The 24,151-nt window shown below is 43.7% G+C and carries 36 protein-coding genes and 2 riboswitches; of the genes, 11 read left to right on the forward strand and 25 right to left on the reverse strand.

What is annotated here, in order from left to right; genetic code table 11:
• Window positions 1-66: 66 nt before the first annotated feature.
• The 6 genes from BW944_RS07195 (at window position 67) to BW944_RS15415 (ending at window position 4,170) form a co-directional block, all read left to right on the forward strand.
• Window positions 67-903 (forward strand): glycoside hydrolase family 191 protein, encoded by an 837-nt coding sequence (locus BW944_RS07195; RefSeq protein ID WP_076558224.1) that lies wholly within the window; start codon window positions 67-69, stop codon window positions 901-903.
• A 145-nt stretch (window positions 904-1,048) separates the two neighbouring features.
• The gene (gene galE / locus BW944_RS07200) at window positions 1,049-2,044 is read left to right on the forward strand and encodes a UDP-glucose 4-epimerase GalE (RefSeq protein ID WP_076558226.1); all 996 of its coding nucleotides are present in this window, start codon (window positions 1,049-1,051) and stop codon (window positions 2,042-2,044) included.
• 119 nt (window positions 2,045-2,163) lie between these two features.
• Window positions 2,164-2,817 carry a TVP38/TMEM64 family protein gene (locus BW944_RS07205; protein ID WP_076558231.1) on the forward strand — a complete coding sequence of 218 codons (654 nt, stop codon included), beginning with the start codon at window positions 2,164-2,166 and terminating at the stop codon, window positions 2,815-2,817.
• Between the two features lie 85 nt (window positions 2,818-2,902).
• Window positions 2,903-3,337, forward strand: a complete 435-nt coding sequence (locus BW944_RS07210) for a hypothetical protein (RefSeq protein WP_076558233.1) — start codon at window positions 2,903-2,905, stop codon at window positions 3,335-3,337.
• A gap of 160 nt (window positions 3,338-3,497) precedes the next feature.
• Entirely contained in the window at window positions 3,498-3,770 is a 273-nt protein-coding gene (locus BW944_RS15410) for a Crp/Fnr family transcriptional regulator (protein ID WP_327290954.1), read from the forward strand.
• Between the two features lie 85 nt (window positions 3,771-3,855).
• Window positions 3,856-4,170 carry a helix-turn-helix domain-containing protein gene (locus BW944_RS15415; protein WP_327290956.1) on the forward strand — a complete coding sequence of 105 codons (315 nt, stop codon included), beginning with the start codon at window positions 3,856-3,858 and terminating at the stop codon, window positions 4,168-4,170.
• 47 nt (window positions 4,171-4,217) lie between these two features.
• Here BW944_RS15415 and BW944_RS07220 read toward each other — a convergent pair whose 3' ends face one another.
• Window positions 4,218-4,469 carry a glutaredoxin family protein gene (locus BW944_RS07220; RefSeq protein WP_076558235.1) on the reverse strand — a complete coding sequence of 84 codons (252 nt, stop codon included), beginning with the start codon at window positions 4,467-4,469 and terminating at the stop codon, window positions 4,218-4,220.
• Window positions 4,470-4,958: 489 nt separating this feature from the next.
• On the opposite strand from BW944_RS07220, the gene BW944_RS07225 reads away from it, so the two are divergent.
• Entirely contained in the window at window positions 4,959-5,924 is a 966-nt protein-coding gene (locus tag BW944_RS07225; protein ID WP_084193667.1) for an LCP family glycopolymer transferase, read from the forward strand.
• A 115-nt stretch (window positions 5,925-6,039) separates the two neighbouring features.
• Window positions 6,040-6,543 carry a hypothetical protein gene (locus tag BW944_RS07230; protein WP_076558237.1) on the forward strand — a complete coding sequence of 168 codons (504 nt, stop codon included), beginning with the start codon at window positions 6,040-6,042 and terminating at the stop codon, window positions 6,541-6,543.
• 94 nt (window positions 6,544-6,637) lie between these two features.
• Here the strand turns inward: BW944_RS07230 and thiE are convergent, their stop codons facing one another.
• The 5 genes from thiE to thiW form a co-directional block, all read right to left on the reverse strand.
• Entirely contained in the window at window positions 6,638-7,246 is a 609-nt protein-coding gene (gene thiE, locus BW944_RS07235; protein ID WP_084193668.1) for a thiamine phosphate synthase, read from the reverse strand.
• Window positions 7,239-7,934: a hydroxyethylthiazole kinase gene (gene thiM / locus BW944_RS07240; protein ID WP_143525693.1), complete on the reverse strand. Its 696-nt coding sequence runs from the start codon at window positions 7,932-7,934 to the stop codon at window positions 7,239-7,241. The genes thiE and thiM overlap by 8 nt, the downstream gene beginning before the upstream one ends.
• A 41-nt stretch (window positions 7,935-7,975) precedes the next feature.
• On the reverse strand, window positions 7,976-8,776 hold the full coding sequence (thiD, locus tag BW944_RS07245) for a bifunctional hydroxymethylpyrimidine kinase/phosphomethylpyrimidine kinase (protein WP_076558243.1): 801 nt from the start codon (window positions 8,774-8,776) through the stop codon (window positions 7,976-7,978).
• Entirely contained in the window at window positions 8,773-9,459 is a 687-nt protein-coding gene (gene tenA / locus BW944_RS07250) for a thiaminase II (protein ID WP_076558245.1), read from the reverse strand. The genes thiD and tenA overlap by 4 nt, the downstream gene beginning before the upstream one ends.
• 36 nt (window positions 9,460-9,495) lie before the next feature.
• Window positions 9,496-9,599: riboswitch (TPP riboswitch) on the reverse strand.
• Complete coding sequence (gene thiW, locus BW944_RS07255) at window positions 9,600-10,088, reverse strand: energy coupling factor transporter S component ThiW (RefSeq protein ID WP_076558247.1); 489 nt, start codon at window positions 10,086-10,088, stop codon at window positions 9,600-9,602.
• 84 nt (window positions 10,089-10,172) lie between these two features.
• A riboswitch (TPP riboswitch) is annotated at window positions 10,173-10,281 on the reverse strand.
• 113 nt (window positions 10,282-10,394) lie between these two features.
• On the opposite strand from thiW, the gene BW944_RS15005 reads away from it, so the two are divergent.
• Window positions 10,395-10,559: a hypothetical protein gene (locus tag BW944_RS15005; protein WP_159438192.1), complete on the forward strand. Its 165-nt coding sequence runs from the start codon at window positions 10,395-10,397 to the stop codon at window positions 10,557-10,559.
• Here BW944_RS15005 and BW944_RS07260 read toward each other — a convergent pair whose 3' ends face one another.
• The 14 genes from BW944_RS07260 to BW944_RS07330 all read right to left on the reverse strand — a co-directional run bounded on the left by BW944_RS07260 (window position 10,560) and on the right by BW944_RS07330 (window position 19,206).
• Entirely contained in the window at window positions 10,560-11,039 is a 480-nt protein-coding gene (locus tag BW944_RS07260) for a hypothetical protein (RefSeq protein ID WP_076558249.1), read from the reverse strand. It abuts the gene before it with no gap.
• A gap of 229 nt (window positions 11,040-11,268) precedes the next feature.
• On the reverse strand, window positions 11,269-11,820 hold the full coding sequence (locus BW944_RS07265) for a DUF488 domain-containing protein (protein WP_076558250.1): 552 nt from the start codon (window positions 11,818-11,820) through the stop codon (window positions 11,269-11,271).
• Window positions 11,817-11,996, reverse strand: coding sequence for a hypothetical protein (locus BW944_RS07270; protein WP_076558252.1), 180 nt, complete (start codon window positions 11,994-11,996; stop codon window positions 11,817-11,819). Before BW944_RS07270 ends, BW944_RS07265 begins: the two co-directional genes overlap by 4 nt.
• 427 nt (window positions 11,997-12,423) lie before the next feature.
• Window positions 12,424-12,720: a hypothetical protein gene (locus tag BW944_RS07280; RefSeq protein WP_076558255.1), complete on the reverse strand. Its 297-nt coding sequence runs from the start codon at window positions 12,718-12,720 to the stop codon at window positions 12,424-12,426.
• 41 nt (window positions 12,721-12,761) lie between these two features.
• Window positions 12,762-13,202 carry a hypothetical protein gene (locus tag BW944_RS07285; protein WP_076558257.1) on the reverse strand — a complete coding sequence of 147 codons (441 nt, stop codon included), beginning with the start codon at window positions 13,200-13,202 and terminating at the stop codon, window positions 12,762-12,764.
• Window positions 13,203-13,321: 119 nt separating this feature from the next.
• On the reverse strand, window positions 13,322-13,834 hold the full coding sequence (locus BW944_RS07290) for a hypothetical protein (protein ID WP_143525676.1): 513 nt from the start codon (window positions 13,832-13,834) through the stop codon (window positions 13,322-13,324).
• Between the two features lie 31 nt (window positions 13,835-13,865).
• The gene (locus BW944_RS07295) at window positions 13,866-14,351 is read right to left on the reverse strand and encodes a hypothetical protein (RefSeq protein ID WP_076558261.1); all 486 of its coding nucleotides are present in this window, start codon (window positions 14,349-14,351) and stop codon (window positions 13,866-13,868) included.
• Between the two features lie 36 nt (window positions 14,352-14,387).
• On the reverse strand, window positions 14,388-14,906 hold the full coding sequence (locus BW944_RS07300; RefSeq protein WP_143525677.1) for a hypothetical protein: 519 nt from the start codon (window positions 14,904-14,906) through the stop codon (window positions 14,388-14,390).
• A gap of 41 nt (window positions 14,907-14,947) precedes the next feature.
• Window positions 14,948-15,565, reverse strand: coding sequence for an HAD family hydrolase (locus BW944_RS07305; RefSeq protein ID WP_076558265.1), 618 nt, complete (start codon window positions 15,563-15,565; stop codon window positions 14,948-14,950).
• A gap of 305 nt (window positions 15,566-15,870) precedes the next feature.
• Complete coding sequence (locus BW944_RS07310; RefSeq protein ID WP_076558267.1) at window positions 15,871-16,050, reverse strand: hypothetical protein; 180 nt, start codon at window positions 16,048-16,050, stop codon at window positions 15,871-15,873.
• 424 nt (window positions 16,051-16,474) lie between these two features.
• Entirely contained in the window at window positions 16,475-16,741 is a 267-nt protein-coding gene (locus BW944_RS15450; RefSeq protein ID WP_076558269.1) for a CPBP family intramembrane glutamic endopeptidase, read from the reverse strand.
• A gap of 212 nt (window positions 16,742-16,953) precedes the next feature.
• Window positions 16,954-17,478 carry a hypothetical protein gene (locus BW944_RS07320; RefSeq protein WP_076558271.1) on the reverse strand — a complete coding sequence of 175 codons (525 nt, stop codon included), beginning with the start codon at window positions 17,476-17,478 and terminating at the stop codon, window positions 16,954-16,956.
• Between the two features lie 574 nt (window positions 17,479-18,052).
• Window positions 18,053-18,472, reverse strand: a complete 420-nt coding sequence (locus BW944_RS07325; protein ID WP_143525678.1) for a hypothetical protein — start codon at window positions 18,470-18,472, stop codon at window positions 18,053-18,055.
• A gap of 137 nt (window positions 18,473-18,609) precedes the next feature.
• Entirely contained in the window at window positions 18,610-19,206 is a 597-nt protein-coding gene (locus tag BW944_RS07330; RefSeq protein WP_076558274.1) for a hypothetical protein, read from the reverse strand.
• 109 nt (window positions 19,207-19,315) lie between these two features.
• On the opposite strand from BW944_RS07330, the gene BW944_RS14860 reads away from it, so the two are divergent.
• Window positions 19,316-20,053 carry a hypothetical protein gene (locus BW944_RS14860; RefSeq protein ID WP_143525679.1) on the forward strand — a complete coding sequence of 246 codons (738 nt, stop codon included), beginning with the start codon at window positions 19,316-19,318 and terminating at the stop codon, window positions 20,051-20,053.
• Window positions 20,050-20,631 (forward strand): Maf family protein, encoded by a 582-nt coding sequence (locus BW944_RS07340; protein ID WP_076558278.1) that lies wholly within the window; start codon window positions 20,050-20,052, stop codon window positions 20,629-20,631. Before BW944_RS14860 ends, BW944_RS07340 begins: the two co-directional genes overlap by 4 nt.
• 62 nt (window positions 20,632-20,693) lie before the next feature.
• On the opposite strand, the gene BW944_RS15320 is transcribed toward BW944_RS07340, so the two are convergent.
• From BW944_RS15320 to BW944_RS07360, 5 genes are all read right to left on the reverse strand, one after another.
• Window positions 20,694-20,822 carry a hypothetical protein gene (locus BW944_RS15320; RefSeq protein ID WP_268794095.1) on the reverse strand — a complete coding sequence of 43 codons (129 nt, stop codon included), beginning with the start codon at window positions 20,820-20,822 and terminating at the stop codon, window positions 20,694-20,696.
• Between the two features lie 51 nt (window positions 20,823-20,873).
• Entirely contained in the window at window positions 20,874-21,254 is a 381-nt protein-coding gene (locus BW944_RS07345; protein WP_076558280.1) for a hypothetical protein, read from the reverse strand.
• An 85-nt stretch (window positions 21,255-21,339) separates the two neighbouring features.
• The gene (locus tag BW944_RS07350) at window positions 21,340-22,146 is read right to left on the reverse strand and encodes a 2OG-Fe dioxygenase family protein (protein ID WP_076558282.1); all 807 of its coding nucleotides are present in this window, start codon (window positions 22,144-22,146) and stop codon (window positions 21,340-21,342) included.
• Between the two features lie 119 nt (window positions 22,147-22,265).
• Window positions 22,266-22,649: a VOC family protein gene (locus BW944_RS07355; RefSeq protein WP_076558284.1), complete on the reverse strand. Its 384-nt coding sequence runs from the start codon at window positions 22,647-22,649 to the stop codon at window positions 22,266-22,268.
• A gap of 221 nt (window positions 22,650-22,870) precedes the next feature.
• Window positions 22,871-23,857, reverse strand: coding sequence for an aldo/keto reductase (locus tag BW944_RS07360; RefSeq protein WP_076558287.1), 987 nt, complete (start codon window positions 23,855-23,857; stop codon window positions 22,871-22,873).
• Between the last annotated feature and the right edge of the window lie 294 nt (window positions 23,858-24,151).

Below are 24,151 nucleotides of genomic sequence, written 5' to 3' on the forward strand. Positions count from 1 at the left end.
CTTGAGATGTATTGTTTTGAAAAAAAGTGTTATAATTGAGAGACTAAATGACCAGGAGGCAACCCGATGAAAAACAAAATACGTCTATTGCTTATTCTTCTCGTCTCCAGCCTTTTCGTACTTACCATCCATTCGTCAGCCAAGGAGGAGTCACTTCTGAGAGATGTGTATGATTACAAAATCTATTATGATCCGCCTACCCAGGAATTGCTGAGTAAAATGACGAATTATGACATGGTGATCATTGAGCCCGTCTATTACACGAAAGCTGACATTCAATCGCTGAAAGATAGCGGGACAGGAGTCTATGGATACATCAACACGATGGAAGCTGACACGTGGAACACATCGCTCTTCGAACAGTTGAACGAGGATGACTTCTTCCACCGGAACGGGGAACGCGTCCATTATTCCGAGTGGGATTCCTATCTGACTGATATCACTTCCTCCCATTACCAGCAGGTTCTTGCTGACGAAGTAGAGAAGCAGATTATAGACAAGGGGCTCGACGGCGCCTTTCTCGATACCGTAGGGAACATCGACAACGAACACTACAGGGATGCAGATGTTCTCAATAATCAACGACAAGGGCTCGTGAGCTGGCTGATGCTGCTTCAGGAGGAGCATCCGGATCTCTCCTTTATACAGAACTGGGGCTTCGATACCCTGGCAGAAGCTACCGCCCCTTACGTAGACGGCATCATGTGGGAAGGCTTCCACCTCTCTTCCATCATTTATGATGAGTGGGCAAATAACCAGGTCTACAAATTAAGGAGCATCCGTGAGGAACACGGCGTCGAAGTGTTCACCGTCTCCTTTGAACAGGAGAAGAACAGCACCAGATTCTCGAAAGCGAACCGATTCAAACATTATCATGAACCGGACAGCTTCAACGAATGGTAAAAATGTCGGCCCCCTTCAAATCTGAGTCGGGGTCCCTCACATTCAGCACTTATTTATACCTATATATTACCATACATCAATCGCTTTTACTTCCGTATTTGTGTGATTAATAGTGTGAATAAACAAAACTGAAGGAGGAATGGAAATGATTTTAGTTACCGGAGGAGCAGGATTCATCGGTAGTCATCTATGCGTGGAACTTTTGAATGAAGGGCATGAGGTCATCGTCGTCGATCACTTATCCAACAGTAAAAAAGAATCTCTCGATCGTGTCGAAGAATTGACAGGCAAATCGCTGACATTCTATGGTTTCGACCTTCTGGATCGGTCGAAACTCGAACAGGTATTCAACGACCATCCGATCGAAGCCGTCGTGCATCTTGCCGGGTTCAAGGCGGTCAACGAATCGGTGTCTATGCCGCTGAATTACTATCATAACAATCTCACTTCTACGTTTACGTTACTCGAAGTAATGCAGCAGTTCGGGGTGAAGAATTTCATTTTCTCCTCCTCAGCCACTGTTTACGGGAAACCGGACCGTAATCCCATCACCGAAGACTTCCCTACCTCTGTGACCAACCCCTATGGGCGGACGAAGCTGATGATCGAAGAAATCCTTCATGACCTGTGGAAGTCTGATCCGTCCTGGAGTATTTCGATCTTACGCTATTTCAATCCAATCGGTGCGCACCCGAGCGGGAATATCGGCGAATCCCCGAATGATATTCCGAATAACATCATGCCGTTCATCACCAACGTCGCTTTAGGTCAGTACAAAGAATTAGCGGTTTTCGGTGATGATTATCCGACCATCGACGGAACCGGGGTCCGTGATTATATACATGTCGTCGATCTCGCCCGCGGCCATCTGAAAGCACTGAACCGTACCCTCGTTGAAACAGGGTATGACATCTATAACCTCGGGACTGGTGAAGGGTACAGTGTCCTTCAGCTTGTGCGGGCATTCGAAGAAGCCACCGGCCAACCGGTACCATACAGAATCATAGACCGCCGGGAAGGTGATGTAGCCGAATGTTTTTCCGATCCGACGAAAGCAGAACAGCAACTAGGTTGGCGTGCAGAGAAAACGATCGTCGATATGTGTAAGGATTCGTGGCGGTGGCGTGAATATAATCCGTAAGGTTATGTATCGGTCTGATCCTCCCCCTCTTTCCCTGAAGTTGTGATCGTTTTGTAAGACAGGTCACGGTTGTCTATAGGATAATCAGGGTATAATCAGAGGATAAAGGGGGCATTCCCGTGTCTTACCGCCGTTTCATCAAACCAGTGCTCTTTCTTGCAGCTTTTGGTATCATCTTCTATTTCACTCACTTCCATTTCAACATACGTCCGGCTGATATAAGAGATTTCGTCCTGTCCTTCGGCTGGTGGGGACCGTTCGTCTTTTTACTGATCTACATCATCGGACCGCTCGTCTTCTTCCCGACTTCCGTCCTATCACTAGGAGCCGGACTGGCTTTCGGAGTATGGCCTGGCGTCATTTATATCATTGCCGGAGCTACCGGGGCTGCCACCACCGGGTACGTCCTTGCAAGAGTTTTCGGTACCTCTGTTGTGAAAATGGACAACTTCTCCTGGTCGGAGAAATTATTCGACCAGATGAATAAACGGGGCTTCCTTTATATTTTCGTGCTGAGACTGATTCCGATTGTAAGTTTTGATCTGCTCAGTTATGCGGGAGGAATCGCAAAAGTCAAATTCAAGTCTTTCCTTATCGCTACCGTTCTAGGTATGATCCCCGGAACGTTCGCCTACAGTTTCCTTGGAGCAAGTATCGCATCAGGGAATATGATTACGATTGTCATAGCCGTTTTCGTATTCTTCACCCTTCTTGGAATTACGTATTACTTCAGAGAACCGGTCAAAAAGTGGCTCGGTCTTTCCGCCAACTGACTAGTGTTCCGTAATGTAAGTAGGCTTACAGTTTTTCTTCCCTTTTTTCTTATAATGGAAGTATCAAAGGAAAGGAGTGTGGGAGATGAATCATTCCACCTGGAGGTCCGCTGTCTATGGAGGGATTGGTGGTATTGCCGGAGGAACCCTGTTTGGAATCATGATGCAGATGCAAGGGATGCTCGTCATGTTGGCAGGAACCATGGGGAGTGAAAGTGCACTGGTCGGTTGGCTGATCCACATGATGATCAGTATCATCTTCGGAGTATCTTTCGGTTTGTTGGCAATCGTGACCCCTAACCTCTTCACCTTAACCATTGCTTTCAGTATCGCGATTTGGGTCATCGGGCCACTCTTGATTATGCCGCTGATGATGGGAATGGGTACGAATTTAGCTGCTGCTTTCACTCCTGAACAACTGATGAGTCTTGCTACACACCTTTTCTATACTGTAATCACAGCTGGTGTTTACTACACATTAGAGAAAAAGGATTCAGTCAAAACTGAATCTATCGCTTAAAAAAGCGAGAGACGACGATATATACTGCCAAGGAGGGGGGGGGACAACTTATGTATCGGAGGAGTTACTCCTTCGCTCTTATTTGCTTTTACTTTTTCTCCTACTTCTCTTAGATTCGCTTACAAACAGTTAGGACATTATCCAGAAAGAAGGGTAGACCATGGATAAGTTATCTCTATTATCCGAAATCAGTCTGTTTGAGGAACTTTCCCGGGAAGAACTGATGATGATTGATCAGATGAGTGCGATGAGCCCTGTCAAAAAAGGTACCATCATCACCTCTCCGGATTCCCCGGTGGATGCTCTGTTTTTATTGAAGAAAGGCCAGGTCCGCCTCTACCGTATGAACGAAAAAGGAAAACAGTTCACCCTCGACGTCCTCATCGACGGAAACATCCACCGTCAGCCTCGCAGACGGACAAACGTATGCTGAAGCCATGACGGACACCTATATATGTACCTTGAGCCGGGATGACTACGAATCTTTCATCAAGCGAAATCCTCACGTGGCTTTGAAATTGATTGATATTCTATCCGCAAGATTAAATGACTTGTATAGCTTAAGTGAGAAAATTGCGCTCAGTGATGTCAAACATAGGCTTCTCTACCTGTTACTGATGCTCACCCAGAAAACGGGACGCCGCAAACACAACTGGCAGACCATCGAAATGAAGCTGACTCGTCAAGAAATGGCGAATATGATAGGGACGACAAGAGAAACGACAAGTGCTATCATGAGCCAGTTGAAGAAAGAAGGCTTCATAAGAAAGGTTCGTCATCTGTCCATCGACGCAGACAAAGCCGAAGAATTCCTCCGTTCTTCCGAAAACTGAAGAAAAGGGAGATCCGATGGTAGGATCTCTCTTTTTTGTGGGCAAAACTAACGGTCCGTTTGAAGAATATCTTCCCCGATCGTAAACTGCCCTTCGTCCTCGAGAACAGGTACATAGACCTCACCTATTTTCCTTTTCAAGCCGTCTCTTTGCTGATGATCTTCAAGAATATTCATCGTCTGATAATCAATCCCCTGATTCTCCAGGTGTTGAATAACATTCATGCACAACAGACATCCATCATATAAAGAACCTTCATCCGAGAACCCTCCCATCCTGATTGCTCCGTCTACTGCCATTATAATGGGAAACAGAATATATTCCTGTAACGCTCCTTACATTGGAGATAATTTTTGAAGCGAAGTATCTTAAATTAAAGGTAAATGTTGCAGAAAAATTACAGCAATATTAAATTTCACCTTTACGTAAAAAAATCCGTTATGTATAATGAACGTATACAGTCTTTACATAAGCAAGGCTCGGCTGGATAAGGGTGGGAAGTTTTCCTTTTTGCGGGATGACTCATCTGCACACACACCTTTATCCATTCGGGCCTTCGGACTGTAGGACTCCTTCTGCGTGAGCGGGAGGAGTTTTTTTAAGTAAAAACAGCAACAGCTCCGATAAGAATAAACAGAGAACCTTGAATTTCAATATAATGAATGATCCACTATAAAATCTACTATTTCTTCCCTCTACTCGATAGTTCCTTTTGATTCTCAATCCAGAAGAACAACACTCCGTAATTATCGGAAATGACTAACATAAAGTGGGTCAGAGTTTAATGTATGACATTAAAAGTTAATGAAAGAGGTGGGAATATCCGTAGAATCGATAGAAGAAAAAAAGAAAAGAAAAAGAACAGGTGGAAGAAAATAGTGCTCCTCATCGTAGGAATCCTTTTCCTCGGGATCTGTACTTTTCTTTACTCTCTTTATGCAGATGTTAAGGATACAGTGAATGAAGACGTGCATCAGACGGTGACGTCCATTGATGATGAAGCCACTCAGAAGAAATTAAGCAATAAAGAACCGTTGAATATTCTTTTGCTGGGGGTGGATGAACGAAAAGATGATTTCGGACGTTCAGACACGATGATTGTCATGACATTGGACCCTGCCGAGGAAAGAATGCAAATGGTCAGTATTCCTCGTGATACACGTACCGACATTATTGGCAATGGCACTGTGGATAAAATCAACCACTCCTATGCTTTCGGTGGAAGTGATATGGCCGTAGATACCGTAGAAAATTTTCTCGACATTGAACTGGACTATTATGCAACCATTAACATGGAAGGATTGGAGCAAGTCGTAGATGCCGTAGATGGGGTAAAGATAAACAATGACCTGGCGTTCAAAAACGGAGAGTTTGATTTCCCTGAAGGAGAGTTGGAGCTGAATGGACGAGAAGCCTTGGCTTACGTCCGCATGCGAAAAGATGATCCGGAAGGGGATATAGGAAGAAATGAAAGACAGCGACAGGTCATTGAAGGAATTATTGAAAAAGGGGCAAGTTTCAGTGGAATCAATAAAGTCAGAGATATCATGGATGCCCTAGGGGAAAATGTAAATACCAATATGGATTTTGCTCAGATGAGGACATTGATGAGTGATTACAGAGGAGCTCGCAAAAATATGCATACCTATCAGATGGAAGGAGAAGGAAAGTTCATCGATGATATATGGTATCTCCTCGTATCAGAAGAAGAGATCGAAAAAGTGCATGATATGATCAATAGTTACAACTCCTGAAGTCTCTCATGTGACCAGCACTGAAAAGCACCCCGGCTCAAAAATTCACGTTTTCTGTCAATTTTGAGGGAAGTGTGACTACCTCTCACTACCTACAATGGGAAGGAGGGAGAATTTGTTCAAGAAATATAGCATACAAGATTTTCTGTTCAATAAGGAAAAGTACAAAATTGAAAAATTCATTTTGTTAGTGTTATTTTATTTTCTAAGTCTCTACTTGACCATCTCATTTCACATCCCTATCCGGATTGTGTTTATACCCTTTCTACTAGTTTTACTTACCATTAATTTAACCAAAATCAAATGGTACAACAAAAGAAAAAATATCCAAAAATCAGGTGGGGACTGGTTTAAAGTAACAATAATTGTGATCGCTCTCTCAGTAGTGGTTTTTCAATATGTGGAAGAAGTTACATTAAAAAATAAAGTTCATACTTCAATTGAAGGAAGAACCGGGATGGAAGACTTAACCATAGAGCATATCGACGAATTCAACAGTGATGGGGAAAATTACATAGGTGTCACCTACACAATTAAAAGTCACTCAACTAAGTATCAAGAATTATATCATCTCGAAGGCGAAAATTTGATTCATGACCGTACGAGTGAAATTGAGTAGGAAAATAAAGATAATCGAAACTCTTCATGACTAAATTCAGAAGGTCCCGATCAGCACCTGCTGGTCGGGACCTTCTTTTAATCAACTATCGTTTCTACGTTAAACGCCTGACCACTTCTTCAGGACGCTCCTTACCAGCTATAGCCGAAATCACACTTGCGCCCGCTCCGGTCTTTCGAACCTCGTGGACATTCGTTTCATCTATGCCACCGATAGCGACTACAGGAATGCTCACCTTTCCCTGAATCGCCCGGAGCCCTTCCACGCCGATCACTGCTTTGGCATCATCTTTGGAAGAAGTCTTAAACACCGGCCCTACCCCGAGGTAATCAGCCAAATCCCAGCGACTGATATGCAATTCTTCTTCTGTCGATACGGACAACCCTATTTGAAGACTTGGGAATTCTTCCCGGACTTCTGTAATATCAAGGTCATCCTGACCGACATGGACCCCGTCAGCACCCAGGACGTGGACGAGCTCTACGTCATCGTTGACGAAGAATGGCACACCGTGTTCCCGGCAGATTTGACGTAACCGATGCCCAAGTTCAACTTTCTCTTCCCCTTCCAAAGCATCTTCCCCTTTTTCACGGAACTGAAATGCTGTAACGCCGCCCTGGATCGCCTTCTTAAGCACTTCTTCCGGCTCATTTCTGCAATTCTGGCTACCCATGATGAAATACGTGTGCAAATAGTTACCCATCTGCTTTCCCCAGTTCATCCAACAGGTGTGGAATAAATGTACCTGGTCCGCCCACTTTCTTAGCGGCACGTTCTGCTGCCCTATTGTAAAATTCCAGTGCGAATAACGCAGCTTTCTTATGATCTTTTTCTACACTCATACAAGCTGCCATCAAAGACCCGAGCAGACAGCCGGCACCGGTGATGGATCCGAGCAGAGGTGTCCCGTGAGAAGATGTCAGCCTTTCCTGTCCGTCACTGATGACATCTGTCTCTCCGGTCACTACGACCAGGGTCTGTAATTTTCCGGCCGCTCGGGAAGCTATCTCTTCAGCATCTCCACTCTCGTCAGCATCGACCCCTTTGACATTCAATGGAATATCCGCAAGAGCAGCTATTTCACCCGCGTTTCCTTTCACAACGGCGACATCCACCTCATCTACGATCCTTTGAACCGCATTCTTTCTGAACGACGTCGCCCCTGCTCCGACAGGATCAAGTAGCACAGGTACCCCGGCTTTATTTGCCGCCTGCCCAGCTTTGATCATCGTTTCTATATCTTCTTTCCGGACTGTGCCTATATTCAACACGAGTGCCCCAGCTACGCTTGCGATATCTTCGACTTCCTCCGGTTCCTTGGCCATTACCGGGCTACCTCCGAATGCGAGCAACCCATTCGCTGTAAAATTCATGACGACTTCATTCGTCATGTGATGCACAAGCGGTCGTTCTTCTCTTAAAAGTTCCAGATTCACTTTACTCTCTCCTTTCTGTGAGCCCAATGATTCGTCGGTCCACTTCCTGATCCGAGATCGAATGAATGTCTGATCGCTTCCGTAATATAATCCTTCGCTTTTTCTACAGCAACAGGGAGCGTCCTGCCCATCGCCAGATTTGCTGCAATCGCCGAAGCATACGTACAGCCGGTGCCATGGGTGTTTTCCGTCGAAATCCTATCTTCCCGGTACGTACGCATGATTTCTCCGTCATAAAGTACATCCACCGCTTCTCCGTTCAGATGACCGCCTTTCACGAGTGCACCTTTCGCCCCAAGTTCTTCCACAAACTTCCGGGCTGCCTCTTGCATATCACGCTCGGTCCGTATTTCCATATCCAGTAACGTTTCCGCCTCAGGGATATTCGGTGTGATCACCGTTGCATATCGGAAGAGGTGCTCCGAGAGGGCTGCTCTCGTCTCCTCTTCCATCAGCGGGTGACCACTTGCGGAAACCATCACCGGATCACATACATATGGTACCTTCTGCTTCGCTATCCAGGCACCGATGTGTTCAGCGGCTTCCTTCCTCGCAATCATCCCGGACTTGATAACATCAATCGGCAAATCTTGCTCAACACTGTCAAGTTGAGCTTCGATGAACGATACAGGGATATGGTGTACATCCTGGACGCCAGTCGTATTCTGGGCGGTAAGAGAAGTAAGAACAGACATCCCGTAGACTTTCCACTCTTCGAACGTCTTCAGGTCTGCCTGAATCCCTGCACCACCTCCTGAATCGGAACCGGCAATCGTCAATGCTGTATACGGTCTCATTTCAAAACCTCCTCTCTGATCGGCCAGTCTTCTTTCGTATAGGACATTTCCCAAAAGGCATACTCCAATTGACAACTTTTCCGGAACGCTTCCTTCATCAACTGACGATCTTCCGGTGACGCGGCTTCCGCTTCTTCATCGAGCCTCTTCTTCAAATAATCCACCGTCTCGTCTATCGAATCTGCAGCATAAAAGTCGATCCATTCGAAAAATGGATGCTCGGCCTCAGGTGCGAATTCTTCTTTCAATTCCCTGCCGATTTCCTGATATGTCCAGGGACACGGCAGCATCGCAGCAATCGTTTTACCGAGTAAACCGTCGGTCGCGACGCTTTTCATATGAGTGCGATAATGATCGGCCGTAGGCGGTAATGGAAACCCCTGCAGCTGTTCATAAGGAATTCCGATATACTCGCATAGATTTCGATGAGGATGGATTTCGTCTCCAAGCACAAAGGCGACCTGCCCCTGGAAAAAGGAGATATCTTCCCTTTTTTTCGACTGGGAAATCGCTGTACCATACAGCTGCATAAACGTATTCAAATATTCATAGTCCGCTTTCACGTAATGGGCGACAGCATCTTCTGGTAGTTCTCCTTCTCCTAGTCCGCGGACAAATGGATGATGGAAAATCGCCTGGAAAATGTCTTTATTTTCTTCTCTCAACTCTTCTGTAAATTTCATAAAAAATAGCCTCCTTGTTTTGAATACAGGAAGCCTCTCTCGCTCAGAGTGCTTCCCTTCGTCGGCATGACCCGCATCAGGTTCAAAGGGACTAAGGCATAAGCCTTATCTCAGCGACATTCGCGCCCCCAGCAACGTTCTTATACATTTGTGACGATACTCGTCTGTTTCAGCCGGACAGAAACCATCCAGCCGATCAAAGCCCCGGTGACTGTACTCACAATGAAGGACGGCACAAAAGCGAATACCCCCGCTTCCGAGCCCATCAGTATGTTCGCGATCGGCACGGATGCAAGAGATCCGAACAGACCGGTACCGATGATTTCTCCGGTAACCGCACCACCGACGCGTTTCGTGAAATGATAGCTTATCCCCGCAAACAGGGCGCCGACCATCCCTCCCGGAAACGCGAGCAGGGTCCCGAGCCCGAGCAGATTTCGCAGCACACCGATCAGAAATGCGATCGTCACTGCCGGCACTGGTCCAAGTGAGACAGCAGCAACGACGTTTACGGCATGCTGGACAGGATAGGCTTTCGCCACCCCTGCCGGAAACCAGAGCATTTGCGCCCCTAATGTTCCAAGAGCCGTGAGCACAGCCATCGTCGTGAGCATCTTTGTACGATTCATCTCTTTTTCCCCCTTTCTCTCTACAGATAAGAAAGGGAAGTAAAAAAACCGCGCCCCCTGAATAAAAGGGACCCGGTTTTGTCAATGGTATGTTGACTACTTCCCCACGCTGGTATAACCCAGATCAGGTCCCAAGAGTCGGAAAGTATCGCTTTCCTCTCAGCCCGCTTGACGGACACCCCTAGTAGTTGAATTTCATTATTCACTTGGACAACCACAGTATAACAAAGTTCAGAGAATTATGCATCTTCCGGAAGAAAATATCGTGTTTGTGTGTTATCGTCGCTCTGAAAGGGGGAGACTTCCGTGGCTATTCTTTTATTTCTCATTCTATTACTTACTGCGATCCTTATAAACATGAGCCAGAAACGGAAAGAACTTGAAAGACGCGTCGAACGGCTGGAAAAAATAAATGGTGTCGTGCACTATGAACTAGATACAGTTGGACCTATTAATAATGAGGAGCAGTGACTATGCTCCTCTTTTCAAGTGCTTCTCGATACTTCGGATATTTTCATGGTTTTTTCCATAGTCCATCAAAGTCACCTTCAGCTTCGGGCGGCTGGTCACGGCGATTCTTGTAGTTGCGGGGTCGATTTCCTGCAGTTGAAATACTATCTCGTCCCCCCATGACTTCCATGAGGCACCTGTATGTACTTTGATGATCCCATCTCTCTTTCGTACTTCTTGGACTTCCGCTTTTTTCAGATGAAGACCGGCTTGCTCACACTGGTGGAGCGCCTCTTCATACGAGAGCGGTACATCCCATAATCCTTCCTGAACCGTATCATGTCCTCCGGTCGATGTATGAAAGAAGCCTAAAACGACACTCATGAAAAGAGCGAACCCAAGGCCTAATAAGAGTGCGTTGACTACTTGCCCATTTATGAGAAATGATAGACCAGTCATTACCACGAACATCACTATAAACGTCTGTAAAATCTTCTTCATTTCGTTTCCTCCCCGATGAATAATTTCTTATTCACTGAGTTATATGCACATTCTTTTGATACGAACAGAATCACAGTATGGTTTCATATTTTTACAGAAAATCCACTTTCCCAATAAACGAAGGCTCTGTGGGCGTCCATTTTGATCCTTGTTCCTATAGTTCTTTTTTTGAACCACGGATAACAGGAGCCATAAGAAAAAACGGAGACCTATGCTCCGTTTTCCTTCTTTACTGGTTCGGATAAACGACGGTTCCGTCTTTCTCCACAATCGGCATCGCTCCCCATCGACCTTGTCGGTGAGGAACGATAGAAGTCTCCTCGTTATCATCCATCACATGAAAGACGTCCCACCCGTTCGCTGCCAGGTGATTACTGATGAGCAGGCGATGACAACGGGAAGGGTGCCTTTCTGCGCAGAAATAGGCGATCGTTTTTTCTTTCGCCAGTACTTCAAGTTCTTTCGCACCTTCCTTGAAATCCCTCGTCAACGTATAGTCGGCATAATTATGAAACGATTGGTTCTCCCAGGCTCCGTTCACTTCCGGCTGGACGTGTCCAGATTTATTCCGACGTCCGGCAAGGAGCGGATGATGCGAGTAGGACATCCCGGCTCCTGCCAGCCATTTTTTCATCTCTCCCTGATTGAAGTGGGGAAACTTACGACTTGCCGGAAAAGCGCGAACGTCTGCTAAAGCCTCCACTTCCGCTTCTTTCAGCATCGTCAGGAAAAACTCCTTGGAGTGAGTGGAATGGCCGATGGTGTAAATTCTGTTAGTCATTTGTCTGCCAGTTCTTTTTTCAGCGTGCGTACTTCTTCTTCGAGCTTCGTGATTTTTTTGGCATTGATTTCCACAACTGCATAGACAATGCCTATTACAAGTCCTAGAATAGACCCTCTCCATCCAAGTGTGATCAAGCCGATGAAAGCTGCCATCAGTATGTAAAAGAAAATCATATACTGCTCTCCTTCCTTCTATCTATTTACTTATTTTAACGCTAGCTTGTAAAAAACGAAAGTTCCACCACTTCCTTATTATGTATGGGTTATTTCTCTTCAATGATGTTAAGCACTCTGTATACAAGGACCTGTATTAAAAGAAACATCACTAGCAAAATCCACTCCGCACTTTCAATAAGAACGTTTGGTTGAATAGTACTTCGTTTCACATACGTAATAGCACCCAGTATTAATTGCGGAATGATAAAACTGTATATCAAACTCATTGTGAAAAATATGTACTTATTAATTCTGTCTATGATTATAGATTTCTCAAAAGTATTTGATGCTATGATTGCTCCAATACTTAGGAAAACGTGAATAATAATTATCACTATTAAGCTTGTTTCTTGAAACATATTATCCCCTTTCCAAAAGTAATACATCAGTTAATCAAAAGAACCATGAGAAAAGGCGTCACTAAAAGCAGGAGAGCAATCACCATAAGAAATACAGATAATTTTGAGGACAACTTTTGTCCTTCCCCATCATACCAGCCCGTGAACTGAAGTTTGTTTCTATATAGGACGAAGAAGAAAATCAAAAGAGCACCCCCGCCCATCCATGAAAAATGTTCAGAAGTCTCGTTGATTGCGTAAATATTTTCTATTAGCATCCAGCCCAAAAAACCCAAAGTTATAAAGAGAGTTATAACACGCACCAGCTCTAACATCACTCTCAAAAGTTTTCCTCCTTCCCTTCCCACACCTATACTTCAATTCTTCAAAAATTTATACCTGCCAGCTGTTTCATGTCATCCAGTATAATTTCATACGTGTCCGTCGTCTTCATCAGTCCGGGACTATTTTCGTTTCCTTCAACTAAAAACGTACCATCTTCCAGCACGACGATACTATATACAGGCGAGTCACTGCCCTGGTAACTTCTGAACGTATAGTAGGAAGATGATGCCTCTTTTTCTTTATCAAATTCTTCCCTCGCAACCGTTTTTGCTCCGAGTCCTTCCCCCTTTTTCAATACTTCAGCGATAGTATCTGCATCAGTCACTGTTTTCGTTCGGGAAGAAGACGTTTCTCCGTCCACAACTTTCTGGACGACCAGTCTGTCCATATCCCCTTTCTTTTCGAAAGATCCAATGGAATCGCTGCTGCACCCGCTTACGAGTAAGAGCGTTATAAATAATGCTGTAACGTAAATCTTCATTCTTTTCCTCCAAAAACTATTGTAAGCACTCTGAATATGAGGCACTCCCCTGTTGCATACCCTTTTACTATGAAAAGTACACGATTTGGTCGTATTACTATAAGATTGATGAAAATAACTTACGTAGACGGCGGTAAAGAATTCATCATCGCGGATGAATTCAAATCACTGATAGGTTCCCATTCAAGTAATTTTTCATATTCCTCCCCACCCGATGAGTAAGTCAGACTCAATTTTCTGTTCTCCCCCTCTGTAGTGTTAGTCACTTTGACTTGCATAATCAGCGTTTGTTCCTCAGTCAGTTCATACCCTTCCACTTGCTGCTTCTCTCCTATTTCTTCTCTTCTAAAAACTCCTGTCTGCTTCGTATCAGCTCCTACATAAAAAGAGGCTTCAATCCCCTCTGATGCATTTATAGGCTCTCCTGCTTCATTAACGATACCTATGTTCGTAAGTTCTGCCCTTGCTGGACCGTCCCATTGAAGGGGAGCTACTACGTAATAATTTTGACCATTCGTAAGACCTTCATCTGAGATGGAAATCTGGTCTATTGCGAATGTTCCTTCTTTAGTATGTTGGCAACCAGCAATAAGGACTCCACTCACGATAAAAAAAAGCACTGCTAATCTCATAACATGGACCCCTCCTTTCACCAGCATTTCCTCATTTTGCTTTCTTTTCTTCAATCTCCTGGATCGTCTCCAGATGGCCTTCTCCTTCGATGATTTCATATGCTTCTATTCGGTCTTTTTTTACAAACATATGATGGAAATCCTGGACCGCGTCCCCGTCGTCCATTGTTCTCTTCACCATAAAACGAAGATCGTACTCAAATTCCCCCGGACTCAGATGTTCCGCTCGCTTGCCTTCAACATCGCCCAAATCCGAGAGCACTTCATTAATCAATCTTTCATCTTCTATGACAATACTGCTTTGATTTTCGATATTTGTAATCTCCAGTTGACTGACGCTCGCATTAGCTCCATAAAGCGAATCAAATTCATCCTCCACTGTCATATAAGTTTCCCCGTGCCACAAGTACCATCCAGCTCCAGCAACAAAAAGAACAGAAAGGATCACTGCAGACTTTTTCCCTATGTAAATCTGCAGGGTAAATACAAGAATCACAACCAGAAATACGATCAGCAACTGTAAAATAATAACTCCCTCCTTATAGAAAGGGCTTCAAAGTATCTCCACCGTATTACCGACACGACCCTTTACTTCCTGCTTCAATCTATGTACATCTTCGTCGGTTAAATTCCCGGCATCAATCAAGGCCTCTTTACCGTTGTGTTGTTCGATCACCAGGGACTTTTCTTTCTCCACGTCATTAACCACCCCTGCCTTTTCGGCCTTCTGATCTACAACGAGGACCTCTTCCCTGTCCACTATCTTCCTGATTTGGTCAAGAGGGATATCTTTCTTTCCCCGGAGCGGTCCTTTGTCTATCAGAATTCCCTCATCGTCGACAATGATGTAATCTTTCTCAGGTCTGGTGAAAAAGTGAATGGCACTCAGCACGGCGGAAATCGCGAAAATAATAGTAGCTGTTTGTATGAGTCCGATCAGCCATGGGCCCGCGTCCAATGAAACCATCGTCAGGATATTGGAAGAAATGAAAAGGGCTGAACTTCCAAGAGATTTCAACCCTTTCATCTTCCATTCGTTCGTATCCTTATATTTATAATTAATCCTGCTCACCCCCTGTCATTTTTTACGACAACATCAGTGAGGAAGTTTCGTTATACAAGAGATTTCAAATCAGAAAATGCTTCTACTTTTCTTTCATAATTTTCCGCTTCTCCGAATCCGTACGAAGCATAATAAAAAGGAATATCGGCCTGACGGGCAGCCTTTTCATCCCTTGATGTATCGCCGATGTAGACAGCATCCTTCAAGCCATTCCGTTCCATGACAAGCTCGATGTTTTCCCCTTTGGATAATCCGGTTCGGCCAGGGTTCTCATAGTCCTTGAAATAGCGCTCCAATCCATGCGCTTCGTAGAATGCCTCGATATAACCATCGTGGCAATTGCTGACGATGAAGAGAGGATAATTTTCAGAAAGGACCTGCAGCGTTTCTTCCACCTCGGGGAATAGTCTGCCGCCTTGTTCACTGAGCAAATCATTCTCTCTGCTGAAACAGGCGTAAAGAATTTCTTCCCTCTCTTCTTTTTCAACATGCGGCAACAGTTTCTCGGCCACCCCTTCCAATTGGAGCCCCATGACTCCTTCGAGGTCCTCCCTGGTCAATTCCTTTTCTTCAGGACGACGGGACCAAACCTCTTCATTCCACGCATCCTTGACCGTGTCGATAGGGTCCCAAAGCGTTCCATCTAAATCAAAAATGATACTATCCATCTACAATCTCCTCTTTTCTGTATGATTCTCTTTAAAAAAGCATAGCAAAATTCAGTCTCCAAGACTATACTTTCCATCGATGAAAAAAACGGTCCTCTTATTTACAACAAGTATTAGAAACTGCCAATGGCATTCCAAACAGTATGGAGAGCAATGGCGGCAGCAAGCGAATTCTTTATTTAAAAGGCTCTATTAAAGTTCAGTGTTGATATTTATAGAAAAATAAGACTCCCAATTATACGGAAGTCCTTTATTGAATTATTGTCTTATCAAACTAACACAACTGTTAGCGTTAAATAAGCCTACTAACCTATGAATTTTTGTAATTGCATAATGTATGGAAGTACGAATGTTAAAAATACTCCAATTAACATATAAACTATAAATTTTTTTCTCTCCTTACCTAGTTTTAATTCCCAGAGACCAATCATTACAAAATATGACCCCATCATAAATACTATTGCAGAAATCAATAACCATCCCATATTTTCTCTCTCCTTCTTAATTCTACTCTTGAACACAACAGCTCCATTAGTCGAAAAGAGCTTTGTTCATGTTGAAAAATTGGATAAATTCATCCTATCATAGGTTTCTATATTTAGAATAAAATTACATTTTATCAACATCTCATTTTTTGTCACTTCATTCCTTTGATGCCAGTCCCCTAGTTCCTGAAAATCAATATATCAACACTAGCGTTTAACAGAGACGTCCATGCAAAGGTGTTTGCACCATTGTCTATAGAAATTTCTGAACGCTGTTAATAATTTTTTTGATAGGATGAATGTAGAGAAAGGGAGCGACTCCAGCGGGAACTCGGGTAGCTGAAGACCCCTCAGGGAAACGATGAGACTGAAGCGTTGCCCCTGGATAAACGTCCGCCTGAATATTTATTTTCAGGATAGCCATTTAAAAAACAGAACCGAAGCATAAACCCATCACAATCCCGAACAGAACAAAATCCGTATGTATTAAACCGAATAAAAGCGCAGAAATCAGGGTAGCTATTACTCTACCGATTTTCACGTTAATATAGTATTGCAATAAACCCCTGTATATAAATTCTTCGTATATACGTACAAGAAGTACAACCCCGACCAGATAAATAAGTGACTCATTGGTATTTGGTGAATACAAATAATCAGCCATGAAGAAACGATCGAACAAAAAATCCATGGAGAAGATTACCGCTCGCGCTCTGTAAAAAATTAGAATGAAAGCTAATAATCAGTCATAGGTGGACCTTTCTTTATCACCTTCTGGCTCTCTTTCTCCACCAATCAATTCAAAATGCTGAAATACTTGCCAGATGGAGCAATGTAAGGTTCTATAGTTCTAACTTCAAGCACAGACATAATAATTTATTGCTCATATCTAGAAAAAATATCCTAGTCTGAAATCGTATCTGTAGAATCAATAACGTTCTCTGTGAAGCTTCCGTTACTACTTTCCGCAGTATGCCTTTCAATCAAAGACAACTTAATGTCTCCTCTATATAAATCTGAAAATGAATGATTTCTTTCTGCAGAAGGAAGTTCTTCTAGCTTCCCTTTCTTCACTATCTGAAATGTATAATCTTCCCCCTTCGTAGTCGTCACTTCACTAGAACCTGCAATCGTATTGTGAAGGGAGAGGGTAACAGTTATTTTCACAACGGAATAGCCATCATCTACACTCTTCATATCATGGAAACTGTACTGATTATTGCCAGAACGCTTCAAAAATATATTCTCTTCATTAGTAGTTGATATACGTTCCACATCGCTATTCGGGTTTTCTTTAAGAAATTGATGGATAGCCTCTTTTTCTGTAGGAAAGGTTTTAGCCACATTGATATCAGTTTCATCATTCTGACAACCGGCCAATGCTGAGATAGTCAGAATAGCTAAAAATATAACATACTTGCATCTCATCTTTGCCCCTCCCTGAAAGTATTTTAAATAACATAACACGTCCCTAAAAGTGAAAACCAAGATTAACGAGTCCATTATATATTCTATAGGCAATAATCGCAGGGGCCTGAGGAATCAGCCTGATAAAAGAATCAGCGGCTACACTGATGCACACAACAATTCACCACTTAAAGGGTCAGCTAAATAGTGATAATTCTTAATTAAGTGCTAAAAAATTGAGAAACGAACAAGATAATACCCCACGATGATCAAGAATACAATATCTAAGAAAATATTAATTTCCTGCTTCAGTTTACTATGAACTACTAGCTTTGCGACAATTAAAGGTAAAGCCACGATGAGCAATATACCTAGCGCACGCAATTTGAGGTGAATAAGAAAACACATAGTATGTCGCAATTATTACAATACCAGTTACTGCTATAACAGAATTTAATATAGAAGCTAAACTCTCGAGATTCACTAGAATACCTCCGATTTTAGTGACAGCAAAATCACTAGGATGACCTTAGCTAAAAAAAAGATTTTATGAAACTTCGTCACTTTCTCTCCTCCTGTAATTTTCATCTGTTTATCAAGAACGTTCTTCCTTTTGATCCTCAATTATTTCTTGGATGTATCTTCCGTCATTTTCATCAATTCTATAATACTCTATATTATTGTCCCAATTTCCACCGTCTCGCTGCCCAATTATAGGTCCTGCTTCCGTAAACCATATTCTTGAGTCGACTAAGCTGGTGGATCGCTTTGGACTAATTACTTGCATATAAATATCCGGATGATTCACATCCACGTCCACGCTCGTCACTTTCTCTTTGTTTAGATAAATCATAAGTAAGTTATCCACGATAGCCTGGTGTTCTGTATTTTTGAAAGTATGAGAATAATCAACTTGATCAGGGTTTTCACTGCTTGGATAGCCAAATATTACCTCTATTGAAACTTCTTCCTTCCCAATACTTCCGGCGTAATAACCTCCACCAAAAATGATCAATGCAATAAACCCAAGCCCTATTATTTTTAATCGAGTACTCAGAGTAACCACCTCTCATTTAGGTTTATCTCACTTTAATAAACTCTCCAGATGTCGCATTTACAAGAGCTTGCGAAAAACCATCGATTCCTGATACATCAAAAATATAAACCAACTCCTTTTTCACTTGAACTTTCAACCTGTGTGAGTTTCGCTTCTCCCTCCACAGTCACTGAAGAACTGAGAGCCTCCTTCGCTTCTTCCGGAGATACTTCCGCAGAAACATTCTGGTCTGATTTGTCTTTATAGGCAAAGGAAAAATCAATCGACATCAACGCAAACCTTTCTCCGCGCTTGTGAAACTCTGCCTCTACAGCATTATTCCTTTGTCCTACACTGTCCTCCGTCTGAAAGATAGATACTCTTATCTCATCTTCCAATTCAAGACTGTCCGCTCTCCACCCCTCTCCTGGCACCTCTGATACCCTGACCATACGCAGTGCGACCTCTTCCAAATCACCATGGACCGGATAAACTTCAGGTGAAGACATTGTTACCCCGAGAAGATGACCCCCGCGTGAGCTGACTACCATTCTGTATTCCTCGTCGTTTCCTTTGAATTTATGTACTTCTCCTGCGCCGCTATCCCGGTAAAGGTGCCCTGTTCCAGCTCCTGAACTCTCAACAGCCAATTCTTCCTCCAATACTTTTTCAGCCTGATGCTTCGCATTTCCTTTCAATTCTTCCTTCTTCAATACATCTTCCTCAGCAAAGAGTGTTCCTTCTGAAGAAGATGTGCCATGTTGATCAGCAATCGTACCACATAATATCACCCTTACAAATAGTGGACATAATGGAAGCTGTGTGGTATTTTCAAAAAAGTATGAAAACTGTTTGTTGTCGTTTACAATAACTTTTCACGGAAGGGTAGGAAGGCTTATCAAAAAATTAATGATTTCAATAGGAAGCGGGTGTGCAATTTTACTAACCAGCATACTCACGTTGCAGAGTATAAGTAGTGAACCTGCAGCTTCCACTAGTCAAACGGAAACCGATAATGAAGACGTTATAAAAATCGAAGCGCCCTTATCAAAGCATGACAATAAGCATCTCCCTGAACAATTGTCTGAATCAGTGAGCAATGTGTTTCACAAGGATTTTAAGAATATGAATAAGGATAATAGTCAATTGGATTTGACCCTCCATCTTACTAAGAACGAAAATACTGAATCGTTTTCTCAAACAACGATTACCGGTTCCGTGGAAATAGAAGAAAAAAGTTATAACTTCAAAGGGGATGGAAAAGTTGTAACCGTGAACTATGAAGGAAATACCTACTACAGGATCAGATATGATGCAATACTTGAAAATACTAAATTAGAGTCCGAACATAACGACAACACTACATATACTGAAGAAAATACGACGGGGTTCATTTATGTTAATCCTGATAATAGAAATATTTTCAAAGCATCCATGACCGTAGGACGTGCCGGTAACAGTGCTGCATTGTTTTTTGGGGATGAGCATGAAGTGGCAAGTAAAATAGAAGAAAAAGCATTCAATATGATCAAAGAGGAAGCAAGGGAGGCATCATCATGACCAGCAATAACCTCATTCTCGCTTCATCATCACCAAGGAGACAGGAAGTTCTCAATCAGGTACATATTCCTTTCAGTTTAAGAAAACAGAACTTCGATGAATCTTTGATCACAGAAACCGATCCGCATAAAAAGGTCGAACAGCTCGCCTGGAATAAAGGAAAAGACGTACATATCCAGGACGGAGAAGTGATTCTTTCAGCTGATACCGTCGTTTCCTATCAGGGGAAGATATTTGAGAAGCCTGCTTCCGAAGACGAAGCCCGGGAAATGATGAGATCTATGAGTGGAGATGTGCACGAAGTAATCACAGGCGTGTATATCTGCTCCAAAGAAAACGAGGTGCTGTTCACAGAAACTACCGAAGTGGAATTTTGGGAGATTGCTGAGGAGGAACTCGACTGGTATGTGAAAACCGAAGACCCTTATGACAAAGCTGGTGCGTATGGTATCCAGAGTCTCGGTGCCATGTTCGTAAAACGGATAAATGGGGATTACTATACAGTGATGGGACTTCCTGTTTCCAGGGTGGTAAAGGAACTGAAGGATTTTTCCATTTATCCGTTCCCACCAAATTAGCTCAATTCAATTAAGACTTCAGGCGTTTGGATCAAATTCTCAGTTTTAAAAATATGGCTCTGTTATCGTTTGTTGTTGATATTCGTCTCTTCAGGTGGCAGCTTGCCGCGGGCATGGCGGAAACTTCCCGTTTCTCCCTCTGGTCGATACGGGTGATTTTCCTTCCATGCGCGTTCCGCAGGCGTACCCACCTTCCGTTCCTATCATCAACAATAGGCTTTAACAGAGCCAAAAACATAAGATTATTCGAGTGGCAGCGGAAGTTCCACACCATACATGAGCCCTTCTGTATGACTCCAATAACGACCTTCTACATCAAAATTCATAACTTTTGTATAATACCCCATTTCAAGGAGAGTGTCTTCCCCACTCTTGAAATGCAGTTCAAACTCAGGCGATGCAAAATCCTTATTCGCTGTCGACTCGGTCGCGGCGTTATCCAATTCCTTCACCAACCCATCTATGAATTCTTCATCCTCAATCGTAGCCACCAGTTCTTCACTCTCCCATTCATATACTTCGATACTCGAAATATTTTCACTGAAGTCAAGGTTATCATTCTGACACCCCATTAGAATAAAGAAGAATAAAATGATGTAGAATAATGAGCTGATATTCCGCATAACCCCCCCCTTTCTCTAAGTTTCTCCAGATATTTCAGCTTTATTAGTAAGGTGCAGAGACCCATCTTCAGTCTCTGCACCTCTTTTATTTAGTGAATTTCAGCTTACTCTTCTTCAATTGAGCCGAAATCTCATCTGGATCCGGGCAGACCGTCGGCTGAAAATCGATCAGGATCATCGAACGCTGCCCTTTCATGTCTTCTTCGCCTTTAGTAACGGGCGCAACGTAATGACTCACCATCGGATCGAAAACTCCATACGATTCCAGCGGCTCTGTCAGTGTCATCTTTTTCAATAACTGGCTATCCTCCACCTCTTCCGGCACATTCCCTGCCACTTCGGGAGTACCGATAGCGTTCAATCCGCCTTCCACGTTCTGACGATGAATGAGGTGAGCGAACGTAAACGGTTCTCCGTCCTGATGCAGGTGATTCGGTGAAGACACAGCTATGTCATCTTCATTCTCCACTTCAAGCTTCACAAAATGGATGCCTGCGTGGACAGGAAGGAGCATATCCTCCTCCCGCCAGAACGTCTGCTTGTAGTCGAACATCACAATATCATTCAGCAAACGGTTGGACCGTAACCCCGCTGATATCGCCGGAAAATCTCTGGCACTGTTCGTGTATTCCGGATTGAAGCTTCCCTGGAAGTACTTGTACATCTCCCCTTCTTCCGTCTGGATCGAAGGGAGCCATTGCACCTCGTCTGTTCCCGGTATGATGACCGCACGGGCGTATTTTCTGTATCGATTCAGTTCTTTCGCATAGGCGTCCACTGGCAGCCCCTCGAATTCCTGCTTCACTTCTTCCAGGTCTTCTTCCATGCGGTTATATTGTAACTTCTCTTTCAAATCGTAATACTCGTATCCATTATTCCTCAAAAAACTCACTTACGTATCCTCCTGTTGCTGATCTAGTTCTATAATTCTGTCCTGTCATAGGCAGAGAAAAATTCCCCTGTAGATGATAAACGAATTCTTTATCTATGTAAAAGAAGAGGAGGAAGCTCCTATTCTTTCGGAAGATTGATCTGCCAGGAGACACCGAACCTATCATTCACCCACGCGAACTTCGGACTGAATCCGTAATCGCCCTCCGGCATCAACACTTCCCCGTTCTCCTGTAAAGCTTCATACAGCTTATCGAATTCCGCTACTGTCTCACAATCGATGAACGTAGAAAATGAAGGTGTGAATGCGAAATTGTGTTCTATAGGGCTATCCGTACAACGGAACCCCTGGCCACTTAACGTAAAGAAACCTTCCATCACCGTCCCGTCTTCATACCGTTTTATGTGCTCGATACTTGCATCGTCGAACAAAGAAGTGTAGAAATTCATCGCTTCCTCTGCATTCTGTTCCTGAAACATCAGGAAAGGCGTTACATTTTTCATTGAAATCTCCCCTCTCATTTCCGGTTATTGATTGTATAGAAAATAACAAAGGACACCAAGATGAAGAATACGAGACCGACGCCGATCAGCATATCCATGATAAATTCCATGCTCTCATCCTTCCCCGTCTATGTATTGCTTTTACCATTCCACTCCACCTGGGGGGCTTCCTTCATTTTAACATAAAAAGACCCCCTGACTTGGCAGAGGGTCGTTAATCATTATTCAGGTAGAGGGGCTTTATCGGAAATGAAGCCTTTGGATACCAGCTCATCCCAGAATGCTTTCGGGATATCGACCTGGATCATCTTCAGATCTTCTTCGATACGTTCCGGTCGCGTCGATCCCGGTATAATGGAGGACACAGCCGGATGTGCTGTAGAAAACTGCAACGCTGCCGCTTTCAGATGAACGTCGTGTTTATCAGCGATTTCCTTCAGCTGGCGGACGTGCTCCAGGATACTTTCATCCGCTTCGCCGTAGTCGAAATGGTCCCCTCCGAGCAGGACGCCTGAATTGTAAGGGCTACCCACTACGATATCGACTCCTTTTTCTTCAGCAAGCGGCATCATACGCTCTAATGCGCGCTCATGCTGAAGGAGTGTGTACTGCGTAGCGGAAAGACATACGTCAGGGTGTACGTCTTCGAGTTCCATAGCAAGCTCTATCGGGGCCGTCGTATTCACACCGAGCCCCCAGCCCTGGATGACTCCTTCGTCTCTCATTTCATCGAGTACTTTGAAAGCTCCTTTACGCGCCTGGTCGAATTTCTCGATCCACGCGTCCCCGTGGAAATCAGGCGACACATCGTGGACGAAGACCATATCGAGTCGATCCGTCTGAAGACGTTCCAGACTCTGTTCGATCGATTTACGTGTAGACTCTGCACTATAGTCCGTCACAACCTCATTGTCACGCCCGTATTCAAACAGACCCTCTTTTTCTTCTGTCTCTGATTTCATATAACGGCCGACCTTCGTATTCAATACGAAGTCATCGCGATTCTTCTCCGATAGCACTTTACCCAATCGCTCTTCTGCAAGCCCCGCTCCATAGAACGGTGCCGTGTCGAATAAACGGATACCTTGATCCCAGGCGTTCCTGATCGTCTCCAATGCTTCTTCTTCCGGTACGTCTCGGAACATATTCCCGAGCGGGGCCGTACCCAGCCCTATATTATGTTTCTTAGCTTTATCCAACGATTTCATGCTAAACTCTCCTTTCTCTTCCTCTACTAATGTATCCTAAAATACGAGAAGAAAAACATGGAGAGGGTCGTCAAAAAATCGTCAACGTTTCTTCCACTGATGCATAGACAAGGATATAATTCCCAATTATAATGGGGATGTGTTCTTCTGAATTGAAGAACAATAGTGGAAAGACCTCCTCTTCCTCCAGGAGGCATACTCATCTGTACACGCAACATCGAGAAAGAATTTCCGAACAGTGCCCTTCCGTTTTCCCTTCGGAGGGGTTTCTTTTAATGAAGGAGGCTCTATGTA

This window comes from Salimicrobium flavidum (assembly GCF_900156645.1).
GTDB classification, from domain to species: domain Bacteria; phylum Bacillota; class Bacilli; order Bacillales; family Halobacillaceae; genus Salimicrobium; species Salimicrobium flavidum.

Coding starts and splice junctions, on each gene's coding strand:
- BW944_RS07195 (WP_076558224.1), top strand. CDS start 67: ATGAAAAACAAAATACGTCTATTGCTTATTCTTCTCGTCTCCAGCCTT.
- galE (WP_076558226.1), top strand. CDS start 1,049: ATGATTTTAGTTACCGGAGGAGCAGGATTCATCGGTAGTCATCTATGC.
- BW944_RS07210 (WP_076558233.1), top strand. CDS start 2,903: ATGAATCATTCCACCTGGAGGTCCGCTGTCTATGGAGGGATTGGTGGT.
- BW944_RS15410 (WP_327290954.1), top strand. CDS start 3,498: ATGGATAAGTTATCTCTATTATCCGAAATCAGTCTGTTTGAGGAACTT.
- BW944_RS07220 (WP_076558235.1), bottom strand. CDS start 4,469: ATGGCAGTAGACGGAGCAATCAGGATGGGAGGGTTCTCGGATGAAGGT.
- BW944_RS07225 (WP_084193667.1), top strand. CDS start 4,959: ATGACATTAAAAGTTAATGAAAGAGGTGGGAATATCCGTAGAATCGAT.
- thiE (WP_084193668.1), bottom strand. CDS start 7,246: ATGGGTAACTATTTGCACACGTATTTCATCATGGGTAGCCAGAATTGC.
- thiM (WP_143525693.1), bottom strand. CDS start 7,934: ATGACGAATGAAGTCGTCATGAATTTTACAGCGAATGGGTTGCTCGCA.
- thiD (WP_076558243.1), bottom strand. CDS start 8,776: ATGAGACCGTATACAGCATTGACGATTGCCGGTTCCGATTCAGGAGGT.
- tenA (WP_076558245.1), bottom strand. CDS start 9,459: ATGAAATTTACAGAAGAGTTGAGAGAAGAAAATAAAGACATTTTCCAG.
- thiW (WP_076558247.1), bottom strand. CDS start 10,088: ATGAATCGTACAAAGATGCTCACGACGATGGCTGTGCTCACGGCTCTT.
- BW944_RS07260 (WP_076558249.1), bottom strand. CDS start 11,039: ATGAAGAAGATTTTACAGACGTTTATAGTGATGTTCGTGGTAATGACT.
- BW944_RS07265 (WP_076558250.1), bottom strand. CDS start 11,820: ATGACTAACAGAATTTACACCATCGGCCATTCCACTCACTCCAAGGAG.
- BW944_RS07270 (WP_076558252.1), bottom strand. CDS start 11,996: ATGATTTTCTTTTACATACTGATGGCAGCTTTCATCGGCTTGATCACA.
- BW944_RS07285 (WP_076558257.1), bottom strand. CDS start 13,202: ATGAAGATTTACGTTACAGCATTATTTATAACGCTCTTACTCGTAAGC.
- BW944_RS07290 (WP_143525676.1), bottom strand. CDS start 13,834: ATGAGATTAGCAGTGCTTTTTTTTATCGTGAGTGGAGTCCTTATTGCT.
- BW944_RS07305 (WP_076558265.1), bottom strand. CDS start 15,565: ATGGATAGTATCATTTTTGATTTAGATGGAACGCTTTGGGACCCTATC.
- BW944_RS07310 (WP_076558267.1), bottom strand. CDS start 16,050: ATGGGATGGTTATTGATTTCTGCAATAGTATTTATGATGGGGTCATAT.
- BW944_RS15450 (WP_076558269.1), bottom strand. CDS start 16,741: ATGGATTTTTTGTTCGATCGTTTCTTCATGGCTGATTATTTGTATTCA.
- BW944_RS07320 (WP_076558271.1), bottom strand. CDS start 17,478: ATGAGATGCAAGTATGTTATATTTTTAGCTATTCTGACTATCTCAGCA.
- BW944_RS07340 (WP_076558278.1), top strand. CDS start 20,050: ATGACCAGCAATAACCTCATTCTCGCTTCATCATCACCAAGGAGACAG.
- BW944_RS07345 (WP_076558280.1), bottom strand. CDS start 21,254: ATGCGGAATATCAGCTCATTATTCTACATCATTTTATTCTTCTTTATT.
- BW944_RS07355 (WP_076558284.1), bottom strand. CDS start 22,649: ATGAAAAATGTAACGCCTTTCCTGATGTTTCAGGAACAGAATGCAGAG.
- BW944_RS07360 (WP_076558287.1), bottom strand. CDS start 23,857: ATGAAATCGTTGGATAAAGCTAAGAAACATAATATAGGGCTGGGTACG.